Annotated in this window: 9 protein-coding genes; 3 read left to right on the top strand and 6 right to left on the bottom strand. The window is 60.0% G+C overall.

Annotated features, from left to right (window positions below; translation table 11 throughout):
• Positions 1-132: 132 nt before the first annotated feature.
• The gene (locus IFT44_RS06905; RefSeq protein ID WP_122479270.1) at positions 133-291 is read left to right on the top strand and encodes a DUF3309 family protein; all 159 of its coding nucleotides are present in this window, start codon (positions 133-135) and stop codon (positions 289-291) included.
• Positions 292-393: 102 nt separating this feature from the next.
• On the opposite strand, the gene IFT44_RS06900 is transcribed toward IFT44_RS06905, so the two are convergent.
• From IFT44_RS06900 to IFT44_RS06880, 5 genes are all read right to left on the bottom strand, one after another.
• Positions 394-2052, bottom strand: coding sequence for a cation acetate symporter (locus IFT44_RS06900; RefSeq protein ID WP_185793918.1), 1659 nt, complete (start codon positions 2050-2052; stop codon positions 394-396).
• Positions 2049-2360: a DUF485 domain-containing protein gene (locus tag IFT44_RS06895; RefSeq protein ID WP_122479272.1), complete on the bottom strand. Its 312-nt coding sequence runs from the start codon at positions 2358-2360 to the stop codon at positions 2049-2051. The genes IFT44_RS06900 and IFT44_RS06895 overlap by 4 nt, the downstream gene beginning before the upstream one ends.
• A gap of 267 nt (positions 2361-2627) precedes the next feature.
• Positions 2628-3482, bottom strand: coding sequence for a glycine betaine ABC transporter substrate-binding protein (locus IFT44_RS06890; RefSeq protein ID WP_122479273.1), 855 nt, complete (start codon positions 3480-3482; stop codon positions 2628-2630).
• 154 nt (positions 3483-3636) lie between these two features.
• Positions 3637-4416 carry an ABC transporter permease gene (locus tag IFT44_RS06885; RefSeq protein ID WP_122479274.1) on the bottom strand — a complete coding sequence of 260 codons (780 nt, stop codon included), beginning with the start codon at positions 4414-4416 and terminating at the stop codon, positions 3637-3639.
• Positions 4413-5345, bottom strand: coding sequence for an ABC transporter ATP-binding protein (locus IFT44_RS06880; RefSeq protein WP_122479275.1), 933 nt, complete (start codon positions 5343-5345; stop codon positions 4413-4415). The genes IFT44_RS06885 and IFT44_RS06880 overlap by 4 nt, the downstream gene beginning before the upstream one ends.
• Positions 5346-5729: 384 nt before the next feature.
• Here IFT44_RS06880 and IFT44_RS06875 point away from each other — a divergent pair, with 384 nt between their 5' ends.
• Both IFT44_RS06875 and IFT44_RS06870 read left to right on the top strand, forming a co-directional pair.
• Complete coding sequence (locus tag IFT44_RS06875; RefSeq protein ID WP_192175636.1) at positions 5730-8177, top strand: acyl-CoA dehydrogenase; 2448 nt, start codon at positions 5730-5732, stop codon at positions 8175-8177.
• A 72-nt stretch (positions 8178-8249) separates the two neighbouring features.
• Positions 8250-8660: a PA2817 family protein gene (locus tag IFT44_RS06870; protein WP_192175635.1), complete on the top strand. Its 411-nt coding sequence runs from the start codon at positions 8250-8252 to the stop codon at positions 8658-8660.
• Positions 8661-8737: 77 nt separating this feature from the next.
• On the opposite strand, the gene IFT44_RS06865 is transcribed toward IFT44_RS06870, so the two are convergent.
• Positions 8738-12844, bottom strand: a complete 4107-nt coding sequence (locus IFT44_RS06865; protein WP_342214272.1) for a Tc toxin subunit A-related protein — start codon at positions 12842-12844, stop codon at positions 8738-8740.
• Positions 12845-12869 lie beyond the last annotated feature (25 nt).

Raw genomic sequence — 12869 nt, 5'->3', positions numbered from 1 at the left:
ACGCCAGCCCAGACCCGCCTCGGAAACATTTTTAAATCTTTGGGACTTTTTACGGCAGGTCATAGTCCGAGCTATTAGGCGGACGAGTGCTACTGGCTCGCTGACGAATCATCTCATTGTCCAAATAAGGAAATCGCCATGGGCACCATACTGATCATCGTTCTGATTCTGCTGTTGATTGGCGGATTGCCAGTATTCCCGCACTCCAGAAGTTGGGGTTATGGCCCGTCGGGTATCATCGGTACTGTACTGGTCATCCTGCTGATCCTGGTATTGCTCGGCAAGATATAATCTTGCCGATGTGCAGCCTGCACCGGGCCGCACAGCAGACATGAAAAAATCCGATGCCCTCGCGGGCATCGGATTTTTTTTGCTTGCAGAGTGGTGCAGGTATCAGTGGGAGACTGCCCCACTGGAACCCAGACCGGTTTGCGAACGCACGAACTGCGGGTAGAACAGCGCACGCTCTTCGTCAGCGGCTGCCGACTTGTCGGTGATCGAGAAGAACCAGATACCGATGAAGGCGATGGCCATCGAGAACAGAGCTGGGTACTCGTAGGGATAGATCGGTTTGTCGTGATGCAGAATCTGCACCCAGATGGTCGGGCCGAGGATCATCAGCGTCACTGCGCTGATCAAGCCCATCCAGCCACCGATCATGGCGCCGCGGGTGGTCAGGTTCTTCCAGTACATCGAGAGCAGCAGGACCGGGAAGTTGCAGCTGGCCGCGATCGAGAACGCCAGGCCCACCATGAAGGCGATGTTCTGGCTTTCGAACGCGATACCCAGGCCGATCGCCAGGACACCGAGGCAGACGGTGGTGATCTTGGAAACGCGGATCTCGTCCTTGTCGTTGGTCTTGCCTTTCTTGATGACGCTGGCGTACAGGTCGTGGGACACCGCCGAAGCACCGGCCAGGGTCAGGCCGGCCACCACAGCCAGGATGGTGGCGAAGGCCACGGCCGAGATGAAGCCGAGGAAGATGCTGCCGCCGACCGCATCGGCAAGGTGCACCGCGGCCATGTTGTTACCACCGAGCAAGGCACCGGCTGCGTCCTTGAACGCCGGATTGGTGCTGACCAGCAGAATCGCGCCGAAACCGATGATGAAGGTCAGGATGTAGAAGTAGCCGATGAAGCCCGTTGCGTAGAGCACCGACTTGCGAGCTTCCTTGGCATCGGAAACGGTGAAGAAGCGCATCAGGATGTGCGGCAGGCCAGCCGTACCGAACATCAGCGCCAGGCCCAGCGAGAAGGCCGAGATCGGATCCTTCACCAGCCCACCGGGGCTCATGATGGCTTCACCCTTGGCGTGCACCTTGATGGCTTCGGAGAACAGCACGTTGAAGTCGAAGTTGACGTGTTTCATCACCATCAGGGCCATGAAGGACGCACCGGACAGCAGCAATACCGCCTTGATGATCTGTACCCAGGTGGTCGCCAGCATGCCGCCGAACAGCACGTACAGGCACATCAGGATACCCACCAGAACCACGGCCACGGCGTAGTCGAGGCCGAACAGCAGCTGGATCAGCTTGCCGGCACCTACCATCTGCGCGATCAGGTAGAACGCCACCACCACCAGCGAACCACAGGCCGACAGGGTACGGATTTCTTTCTGCTTCAGGCGATAGGACGCCACGTCGGCAAAAGTGTACTTGCCCAGGTTGCGCAGACGCTCGGCGATCAGGAACAGGATGATCGGCCAGCCCACCAGGAAGCCGATGGAGTAGATCAGGCCATCGTAGCCGGAGGTGAACACCAGCGCGGAAATCCCCAGGAAGGACGCCGCCGACATGTAGTCGCCGGCAATTGCCAGGCCGTTCTGGAAACCGGTGATCTTGCCGCCGGCGGCGTAGTAGTCCGCGGCTGACTTGTTGCGCTTGGAGGCCCAGTAGGTGATGCACAGGGTGGCACCGACGAACAGCACGAACATGATGATCGCCGCCACGTTGAGCGGCTGCTTCTGCACCGCGCCGGTCAGTGCATCGGCCGCCATCACGCTTGGAGCCAGGGCGAATGCGCCCATTGTTGCCAATAGACGCCGCATCATTGCTTGGCCTCCTGCAGGATCAGGCGATTCAGGTCATCGAACTCGCCATTGGCGCGCTTGACGTAGATACCGGTCAACACGAAGGCGGAAAGAATGAGGCCGACACCGATGGGAATGCCCCAGGTGATCGACGACTCAGGACTGATCTTGGCGCCCAGGATGTGCGGGCCGTAGGCAATCAAGAGGATGAAGGCCGAATACAGTCCAAGCATGATTGCTGAAAGTATCCAGGCGAACTTCTCTCTTTTTCTCACCAGCTCCTTGAAGCGTGGGCTGTTTTGAATCGAGAGGTAAATGCTGTCGTTCATTGTTTTTGTCCTCGCAGCATAGATGGATAGAACGTATTCCACTTTAGGCTGCTCTGGAGCGCACTCCAGACGACCTTAGTAGTAGATCGGGGCCTGGAAATGAAAAAAGGTCGCCCATGGGCGACCTTTTCACAATTCGACGTAGGAGCGGTCCGTGGCCGCGAATGGTGCAGTGCTGTATCTGGTGCTCCGCGGTGCCTGATTCGCGGCCGATGACCGCTCCTACGGGCGGCCCGCGTGCAAGGCAGCCCGTTTGGGGTCACTTGGTTACTTGGCGGTCCACTCGGCCACACGGTCAGGGTGCTTGTCGACCCAGGCCTTGGCGGCGGCATCAGGCTTGGCGCCGTCCTGGATGGCCAGCATGACTTCACCGATCTCGTCCTTGGACGACCACTGGAACTTCTTCAGGAAGGCAGCCACTTCCGGCGCCTTCTTGTCCAGGCCCTTGCTGCCGATGCTGTTGACGGTTTCCGCAGCGCCGTACACGCCTTTAGGGTCTTCCAGGAAGCGCAGTTTCCACTTGGCGAACATCCAGTGCGGCACCCAACCGGTCACGGCAATGGATTCGTTGGCCTTCTCGGCACGGGTCAGCTCCGAAATCATGCCGGCGCCGGAGCTGGACTGAAGCTTGTAGGTGGACAGGCCGTAGTCCTTGATCGCCTGATCGGTCTTGAGCATCACACCCGAGCCCGCGTCGATGCCCACGATGCGATTCTTGAAGGTCTCGTCGGTCTTGAGGTCGTCGATGGTCTTGGCCTTGACGTATTCAGGCACGATCAGGCCGATCTTGGCGTCCTTGAAGTTGGGGCCGTAGTCGACCACCTTGTCCTTGTTCTTGGCCCAGTACTCGCCGTGGGTCACCGGCAGCCAGGCAGAAAGCATCGCGTCGAGTTTGCCGGTGGCCACGCCCTGCCACATGATCCCGGTGGCCACTGCCTGCAGCTTCACGTCATAGCCCAGCTTCTGCTTGATGACTTCGGCGGCGACATGGGTGGTGGCAACGCTGTCCGACCATCCGTCGACGTAGCCGATGGTGACTTCCTTGGCGGCAGCGCTGGCCCAGCTACATCCCATGGCCAGAACCAGAGCAGCACTGGCTCCGAGAACTTTCTTCATGTTCATTCTGCTTCCCCGATAAGGCTGCGCGCGACGAATGCCGCACGGCATATGTTGGCGTCCTGATCATCGACTTCGCGCGCCGATGATCATGCTCCACCTACGACCTTGAACCGTCGAGAAACGACATGGTCGGGCCTTGCGGTCCGGCCGGGGGAACTCAGCTGCGCATGCCGCGACCGCTGACCAGTAACTTCACGCAGGCGAAGTACAGCACCACCGTGGCCACCAGCATGAATGCCACCGCCACGCCGATGCTGATATCCGAGACGCCAAGGATGCCGTAGCGGAAGGCATTGACCATGTGCAGCACTGGATTGGCCAGGGACACGGTCTGCCAGAAAGGCGGCAGCAGGCTGATCGAATAGAACACCCCACCCAGGTAGGTCAAGGGTGTGAGGACGAAGGTCGGCACGATGGAGATGTCGTCGAAGTTGCGCGCAAACACCGCGTTGACGAAGCCCAGCATGGAAAAGATCGTGGCGGTCAGCAGCACCACCAGCACCGTGATGCCCAGGTGATGCACCTGCAGATCGGTGAAGAACAACGACAGTGCGGTGACGATGATCCCGACCATCAAGCCGCGCAACACCCCACCCGCGACATAGCCGATCAGAATGGTGTGCGGCGACAGTGGCGAAACCATCAGCTCTTCGATGGAACGCTGGAACTTGGCGCCGAAGAAACTCGAGACCACGTTGCCGTAGGAGTTGGTGATCACCGACATCATGATCAGCCCCGGCACGATGTACTCCATGTAGCTGAAGCCACCCATGCCACCGATCTGCTTGCCGATCAGGTTACCGAAGATGACGAAGTACAGCACCATGGTGATGGCTGGCGGCAGCAGGGTCTGCGGCCAGATCCGCGTGAAGCGCCGCACTTCGCGGTAGACGATGGTGTTGAGAGCGACCACATTGGCCTGGAATTCGGAACTCATACCGCAACCTTCCTCAGATTCTTCTCCACCAGAGACACGAACAACTCCTCCAGGCGATTGGTCTTGTTGCGCAGGCTCAGCACCGGAATGTTCAACAGCGCCAGCTGGCCGAACAGCGAGGTGATGCCGATCTCCTTGTCGACCTGCACTTCCAGCGTCTGCGGATTGACCAGGGTGCAGGGGTAGCCTTGCAGCTGCGGCGCCGCGTTCAGCGGCTGGCCCAGATCGAGCAGAAAGGTCTCCACGTGCAGGGTGCCGAGCAGTTCACGCATGCTGGTGTTCTGGACGATGGTGCCGTGGTCGATGATGCCGATGTTGCGGCACAGCTGCTCGGCCTCTTCCAGGTAATGGGTGGTGAGGATGATGGTGATGCCTTTTTCGTTCAGCTCGGTGAGGAAGCCCCACATCGAACGCCGCAGTTCGATGTCGACGCCGGCGGTGGGCTCATCGAGAATCAGCAGGCGCGGCTCGTGGATCAGCGCCCGTGCGATCATCAAGCGCCGCTTCATGCCGCCCGACAGCGACCGCGACGGCGTATCGCGCTTGTCCCACAGCCCCAGCTGGGTCAAGTACTGTTCGGCACGCTGCTTGGCGACCTTGGCCGGAATCCCGTAGTAGCCGGCCTGGGTCACGACGATGTCGAAGGTCTTCTCGAACTGGTTGAAGTTGAACTCCTGAGGCACCACGCCAATGCTGCGCTTGAGCGCTGCCGGCTGGCGGTCCAGGTCGTTGCCGAAGATGTTGACCGTGCCGCTGGTCTTGTTGACCAGGGTGGAAAGAATACCGATGGTGGTCGATTTGCCTGCGCCGTTGGGGCCCAGCAGTGCGAAGAAGTCGCCTTCCGCTACGTCGAGGTCGATGCCGCTGAGGGCCTGAAACCCGTTGCCGTAGGTCTTGGTCAACTGTCGAATGGACAGAGCAGAACTCATAAGGGGTCTATACGCCGTGTTGAGAGTGGTGATGAAGTAAGGGCGACTGCGATGATTTGCAACCAGATGTGTAACAGCTGACTCCATGATGGGCGCGGTGACCGCCCCCGTAAAGTGACTGCTGTCGATAGTGCACATCAGTCCCACGCGTGCCGCGAGCGCCCATGCAGATAGGGCCACAGCGGCCAGCGAACGTTCCGGGCAACTGCCTGCGGCCTTCTGCGCCGCGAACTCCCCTACCCTGCAACGGTCACTATCCAGGCAAGTACCGGATCTGTCCCACACCGAAGCTTACGTGCCTGGCCACCGTTTTCCCGTCTGCCGCCCCGTGTCGACGGCAACTGCAGGTGGTTCGTCCCGCCTGGCTTACACGGAGAAAACACTATGTTGTTGTTGTGGATCGTCGCCCTCGTGGTCGGCATCGCCTGGCTGGCTCATCGGCGCATTGCCGCCCTGCCCGCCATGGGTATCGTCGCCGTGTTTCTGGTGATCATGGGCGCGGCCAGTCACGCGCCTGGATGGTTGCTGACGCTGCTCTGGCTGTTGCTGATTGCCAGCGCGCTGCCATTGCTGCTGCCAGAGCTGCGCCGCAAGCATTTCAGCGCGCCCTTGTTTCGCTGGTTCAAGAAGACCCTGCCGCCGATGTCCGACACTGAGCGCGATGCCATCGATGCCGGCACGGTCTGGTGGGATGGCGAACTGTTCAGCGGCCGGCCCGACTGGAACACCTTGCTGGCCTACCCCAAGGTGCAGTTGAGCGCAGAAGAGCAAGCATTCATCGACGGCCCGACCGAGCAGCTCTGCGCCATGGTCAGCGACTGGCAGATCGGTCAGGACATGGACCTGCCGCCGGCCGCCTGGACCCACATCAAAGAGCATGGCTTTTTCGCCCTGATCATTCCAAAGGAATATGGCGGCAAGGGCTTTTCGGCCTACGCCCACTCCCAAGTGGCGATGAAGCTGGCCACTCGCAGCGGCGACCTCGCGTCTACCGTCATGGTGCCGAACTCGCTCGGCCCCGCTGAACTGCTGCTGCACCACGGCACCGACGAGCAGCGCAATCACTACTTGCCTCGCCTGGCACGGGGCGACGACATCCCCTGCTTCGCGCTGACCGGCCCCCTGGCAGGCTCGGATGCGGGCGCGATGCCCGACGTCGGTGTCATCTGCAAAGGCCAGTGGCAAGGTGAGGAAGTCATCGGCATCCGCCTGACCTGGGAAAAGCGCTACATCACCCTGGGTCCGATCGCCACCCTGCTTGGCCTGGCCTTCAAGGCCCACGACCCCGAGCACTTGCTGGGCGACAAGGAAAACCTGGGCATCAGCCTGGCGCTGATTCCGACCGACACACCGGGTGTGGAAATCGGTCGTCGCCACTTGCCACTCGGCGCTGCTTTCATGAACGGGCCGAATTCGGGCAAGGACGTGTTCATCCCCCTCGACTACCTCATCGGCGGCCAGCCGATGCTGGGCAAGGGCTGGATGATGCTGATGAATTGCCTGTCGGTGGGTCGTTCGATCTCCTTGCCGGCAGTCGGCACCGGTGCCGCCAAGTACACCAGCCTGGTCACAGGCCAATACGCGCAGATTCGCGAGCAGTTCAACGTCCCGCTGGCGGCCTTCGAAGGGATCCAGGAATCTCTCGCCAGGATTGGTGGCAACGCCTGGCTGATGGACAGCGCCCGCATGCTGACCGCCAATGCGGTAGACCTGGGGGAGAAACCCTCGGTGCTTTCGGCCATTCTCAAGTACCACCTGACCGAGCGCGGGCGCGATTGCATCACCCACGCCATGGATGTCCACGGTGGCAAGGGCATCATCATGGGCCCCAACAACTACCTGGGTCGCAACTGGCAAGGCGCACCGATCTTCATCACCGTGGAGGGCGCGAACATTCTGTCGCGCAACCTGATGATCTTCGGCCAAGGTGCCATCCGCTGCCATCCGTTCGTGCTCAAGGAAATGGCCCTGGCTGGCCGCGAAGACCAGGATCAGGCACTGCTGGAGTTCGACGCGCTGCTGCTCAAGCACATCGGCTTCGCCGTCGGTAACGCGGCCAGTACCTTTGTCTTGAGCCTGGGCCTGGGCCACTTCGAACAGGCGCCGGGTGACCGTCTTGCCCAAGGCTATTTCCGCGCCCTGAACCGGCAGGCAGCTGCCTTTGCCCTGCTGGCGGACCTGAGCATGATGCTGCTCGGTGGCGAGCTCAAGCGTCGCGAGCGGCTGTCGGCGCGTCTGGGCGATGTGCTCAGCTACCTGTACCTGAGTTCTGCAGCGCTCAAGCGCTATCACGACCAGAACTCGCCCGAGCATCTGCGGCCGCTGGTGTGCTGGGCCATGGAAGAAAGCCTGGGCCAGGCCGAGCACGCGCTGGATGGCATCTTGAAAAACTTCCCCAACAAGGCGCTCGGGTATCTGCTGCGTGGCGTAGTCTTCCCGTTCGGTCGGCGACACACCGGGCCTTCCGACAAGCTGGAAGCCGAAGTGGCGGCCATCACCGGTCGCCACAAAGGCGACCCAGCGCTGGAAGAACTGCTGGCCGGCTGCTACCGCCCACAGGGCGCGGACGATCCGGTCGGCGCGCTGCAAGTGGCGTTCGACCTGCTGCGCGACAGCCAGCCGCTGCACAGGAAACTGCAACAGGCCTACAAGGCGCGGCAATTCAGCGCTACACCCGGCCAGTCGCTGATCGATGCAGCCCTGCACGCCGGCGTGCTGCAACCCGCCGAGGCGCAGACGTTGCAACAGGCAGAAGCTGCGCGACGCAAGGTGATCGACGTCGACGACTTCAGCAAGGAAGAGCTGCTGCCCACTGCGGACAAGGTCCGCTGAGGATCAGCGAAAAGACAGCGGGCGCGTGGAGCTTTATACTCCCGCGCCCGTTTCGCTCAAGAGGACCCCACCATGGCCATTCACCATCTCGAACATCACCTTGTCTTGCTGGACCACCTGCGCAGCATCCTCGTGGCCCTGGGCGAGGCGGAGCAGGTGCCCGAGGAAAGCCACGCGCTGTTTCTGGAGCGCTTCGATGAGCTGCGTGCGCAACTGCCGGTCGACCCGGTGGAAAGCCAGTACCTGGGCCAGGACATCATGTGCCAGGTCATCACCCGTTATCCGCAGATTGCCCATCTGGTGCCGCGCGACCTCCTGTGGTTCTTCGCCGGCGACTGCCTGCACTACATGCCCGACGAAGAAATCGCGCTGTACCAGGCGCTTGAAGAGCGCCGTTTCGAAGCCGAGGAGAACGACGAACCCTTCGACTGGAATCAGGAGAAGCAGCTGATGGCGATGTCGGGGCAGGAAGCTCGCCACTGACTGGACGCCGGATGCATAACGACAAAGGGGTCGCTCATCGAGCGACCCCTTTGTCGTTTCAGCCAGGTGGGATCAGATCACATCTGATCCAGCAGACCCTCCACTTGACTGGCGAACCCTGGCCCACCATCCACTGCGGTGTAGCGCAGGTTGACGATGATGTCAGTCAAGGTATCGAGCATTGCGCTTTGAGGCGCACGATCGTGGCGAGGGAATTTCAATTGCCAGCTGGAAACCGCGCCAGTTCCCTCGAACGGCAGGTAGCGCTCGTCGTTGAAGTCGAGCATGAACAGGCCGTGATCGTCCATGCCAGAGGACAGGGCGATGCTTTGGCTGGCACGGGGGTTGAACAGGATATGCTGGGTGTTCGCATCCGGCAGGCCGTACAGCGAATTCATCGCCCGCAGGTCGGCCTTGGTCACGGTTTTGCTGGACACTTGGGTCAACACGCCATGGATCTGCTGATAGGGCCCGACCACAACCGGCAGTGATACCGAGACGCTGACCAACTGCCGCAGGTAATGCCCCGGGTAATCGCCGTCGAACAACGAGCAGTGAAGGTCGAACGTCAGTTCCCCGCGCTCCTTGAGCTGGGTCAGCGCCATCTCCCAGCGCTCTTTGCTGCCTATCTTCTCGAACAGAGACTTGAGGGAAACGGTCTTGGTCAGCTCCAGACGCCGTTCATTGCGTTTCAGGTAGGCCGCCTCCATGCGCAGCAGTTGCAGCTTCAGCGCGTCGCCGGCGGTGAGGCCGAAGTAGTTTTCGAACCACACGTTGGGCTGAATGAATCGAGTCTGGAAATCACCCAGCTCATACTGCCAGCAGGCTTCCAGATTCAGGCTCAACGCGACAACCGCATCGTACGCCTGGAAGTAAAAGGTCGACAGCTGACTGAGCAGCCATTGGTACAGGCCGGCATTGGTGCTGCGGGTTTTCAGAAATGCATAGTAGTCCTGCGACTGCTGTTCGCTGCGTACGGCATGGGCCAGTTGCTCACGAGCGGATTCTATCTGCAGCTTCTGGACATTGATCTGCTTGTCCACCGCCGACAGCTCGGCCGACGCCTGGTCGCGCTGAAACTCCCACTCGACCAGGCGACGCCGGTATTGCTCGTTGATGGAAAGCATCTCGCCATCGATACGCATGGAATCGGCTGCCATTCCGGCAACCACGGCCACAGCCTGGACGGCCGAACCGGCACGGGTGTGTCCACCACCCACAGCCGTGACGATCACCGAGCCCATATTCACCGCGCCGGCGACACGTTCCAGGGCCTGAGTGCCTGCGCTGGCGATGGCGGACTTCAAGTTCAGGTCCTTGGCCCGCTCCTCTGCCGACGAAACGTTCTCTTCGGCCAGCTTTGAGTAGTAGTCGAAGCGCTGCTTGATGACCTGGCGACTGCTGGTCAATGCCACCAGACCTGCGTCAGCTTGGTCGATCGCCAATTCCTGCAGCTTGATCCCGAACTGCGACAGCTCCAGGACGTGGGACTGTTGCAGTTCTTCCTGCTCGGCACGATCCTTGAGCTCACGGTAAGTGCGTACCTGCTCGCCGAAACGAATCAGGGTCTCTACCGCATTCTGCACCCGCGGCAGCAGCGCGCGGAAGCGATACGGCGGAATCGGCGCCATGCCACCGACACTGCGCTGTACCAGCCCACTGGCGCTGTTCTGCGCGCGCAGCAGCATTTTCGGGTCCACCGGCGGAGCATAGAGCGGCAACAGCAGCGGCTTGCCGTCGATGGTCAGATTGTTGCGCAGGTTCTCGAGTCGCCGCGCAATGTCGTCCCAGATATCCAGCAGCTGGGTGTTGACCGGCAGGCGGAAACGTTCGGAGTCGAGCAGTTCGAACCATGGCCGATCCTCGCCCTGTATGGCGGGTAGCGAGCGTGCGCTCAGTGGATGTTCGTAGCGTGCGAACGTTTGCCCGTTCATTTCAGCAGCCACGCCCAGGCTGACAGGTTCCCAGCGACCGACCATCCGGTTGTCCGGTTTGTTACCCATCAACGAGAGCGCACGCACGTACATCAGCTTCGCCTCGTTCAAACTGTCGCGGGTCAGGCGACGGTACAGGGAATCGCCATAGGCCATGAGGTTGCGCACATACAAGGTAAAGATCGCCTTGCGGTAGTGCTCTGGATGTGAATAGCAGATCGCGTCGGGATCGGTGATACCGACCACTTCATAGTCACCACTGCTGGCCTCCTCTAGAGGGCGCACCGACCAGTACAAGGGGCTGGGCGGCTGGGTGGGCTTGATCTTGGCTTGCGGGTTGAAGATGTAGTGGAGCCACTCTTCGGCACCGAAGAAATCGAACTCGTTGTGCAGACGTTGGGCGACCGCATGGGGCACATGGAAAAACAGCTCCCAGAAATATCGTCCGTTGGCGCCATGGAAGTCCATGTAGCTCACCGCAGTGCTACCCGGAAGCGGCGGTTCCTGCATATGCTGGGTGGACCAGTTGAGTACGGCATCTACCGACACGTTTGCCTTGGCAACCAGGTCTCGGGCAAACAGCGTATTGAGGCGGACGTATTGCAGTCCAGTCAGCCGCAGCGCGGTCAAGTCGAGAAACTGCCCTCCAGTCGCCTCGTGACGCAGTTTGGGACGAGCCTCGGGCAAGGCATTGAGCGTGACCACATAATGATCCCGCGAAGGTGTGCTCGCCACGTCGCCAAAGCTGATGTCGATCGTGGACGGGATGTCCCCAGGTTGTGCGCCAAACACAAACATGACATCCGGCGTCCAGGCATTGCCGTTCAGGGCGATGTCGCGGAACTCTGCCCCCGCCTTTTGCACCCCGCTGACATAACAGCTCAAAATTAAATGGGCGTTATGCGGGCGTTCTGTCGTGGCGTTGATGAAGGCTTTAGTGACTTGACCACGAACGCGCAGGCAGTAGCGCCCTTCTTTATCGATGCAGAACCACGTCACCAACCGCATCCACCCACTCAAAGCGCCAACTTTATGATAAGCCTCTTCATAGCCTTGGGTCACTGCAGGGTGGGTCCAGCGGTCGCTGGCCAGCGGATGTTGCAACGAATTATCTGCGTTGGAGAAATGCTGCAAGGCATTGAGCATTTTTCCCAGATAACCGCTGACGCCAGTGTGGTTCACGACATCGTGAAACAGCACATTGAACCGCGCATCGAAAATCAATCCTTCATAATCAGGCTGGTCTGCATCGGTCACGCCATATGCAAAGACAATTTTCTTGTCGTCTGGATCGGCCTCGCTGACAAAGGCCACGAAATAGTCGGCGTCTGGATCGTATTTACGCTTATCCATGAGCACCGTGACCATGGCTGGCGACCAACTGCCATCAATCATTTGGTAGGCCACGTTCAGACTGTAACTTGGCACGGACTCGTGGGTACCTACCACGTCGTCGCCGTCGGGGCGTTCGCGCATCTTTTCTTGCTGGCTGATCCACGCGACATACAAACGACCGTCCAGTAGTAGCGGCCTGATGTGCAGGATCTCGCTTCCCGAAGGGATGTTTACCGGCAACCACTCGCTCCAGGCAGTGGGGCTCAGGTAATCGTCACCTTCGGCCTGGCCGGTGGCCTCGCCAAAACGTACCTGGGCCTTGCGCCAGAAATACTGATAGGGCTCGACGTTCTGCCGCCCCAGAAAGTAGTAATCGGCATTACGAAAGTCCACGCCATCAATATAGCCGGCCACCACGTTCAGATTGCTCAAGTGTTCGAACTTGTTCAAGTAGTGCCGCAATGCGTGCTGCACGGAATCTTTGGACGGACGACTCTGATTGATGTCGTTGGTTAATTCCGTGAATGCCTGCGTCTGATTGAGACGTAGTGTGGGTTCGATGTAGTTCTCGGGGTAATCCTGCAACATCTGATTACCCGCCCAGATAGCGTACTCACTCTTGCTTTCGCGCCAGAGTTGCTGCGCCTGCTTGTCGAAAATTCCACGATAGCCAGGCTCCATCCCATTGTAGATGGCATGAATGTATTGCTGAAGACTGGCCATGCCCATGGCGATACGGCTGGTATCGACAGGGGCATTGACCTGGTTGTCGATAAGCAGGTATTCGTACAAGTCCTCAGGGGTTTCCAGACGGCGAGCGCCGGGCACGGGGTGTTCCGGAACTATTTGGCCTAGGTAATAGGCGACCAGTGCGTCGCGGTGTGCGGAAAATAGAGCAGCAGTGAACTCGGTCACGATAATATCTCGATAATAAGGGCAA

This window comes from Pseudomonas sp. CFBP 13710 (genome assembly GCF_014842235.1).
Taxonomy (GTDB): Bacteria; Pseudomonadota; Gammaproteobacteria; order Pseudomonadales; family Pseudomonadaceae; genus Aquipseudomonas; species Aquipseudomonas baltica.
Note: the sequence above shows the minus strand (reverse complement) of the source record. Positions and strands in the feature narration are given on the sequence as shown.

Coding starts and splice junctions, on each gene's coding strand:
- IFT44_RS06880 (WP_122479275.1), bottom strand. CDS start 5,345: ATGAGTTCTGCTCTGTCCATTCGACAGTTGACCAAGACCTACGGCAAC.
- IFT44_RS06900 (WP_185793918.1), bottom strand. CDS start 2,052: ATGATGCGGCGTCTATTGGCAACAATGGGCGCATTCGCCCTGGCTCCA.
- IFT44_RS06870 (WP_192175635.1), top strand. CDS start 8,250: ATGGCCATTCACCATCTCGAACATCACCTTGTCTTGCTGGACCACCTG.
- IFT44_RS06875 (WP_192175636.1), top strand. CDS start 5,730: ATGTTGTTGTTGTGGATCGTCGCCCTCGTGGTCGGCATCGCCTGGCTG.
- IFT44_RS06895 (WP_122479272.1), bottom strand. CDS start 2,360: ATGAACGACAGCATTTACCTCTCGATTCAAAACAGCCCACGCTTCAAG.
- IFT44_RS06885 (WP_122479274.1), bottom strand. CDS start 4,416: ATGAGTTCCGAATTCCAGGCCAATGTGGTCGCTCTCAACACCATCGTC.
- IFT44_RS06890 (WP_122479273.1), bottom strand. CDS start 3,482: ATGAACATGAAGAAAGTTCTCGGAGCCAGTGCTGCTCTGGTTCTGGCC.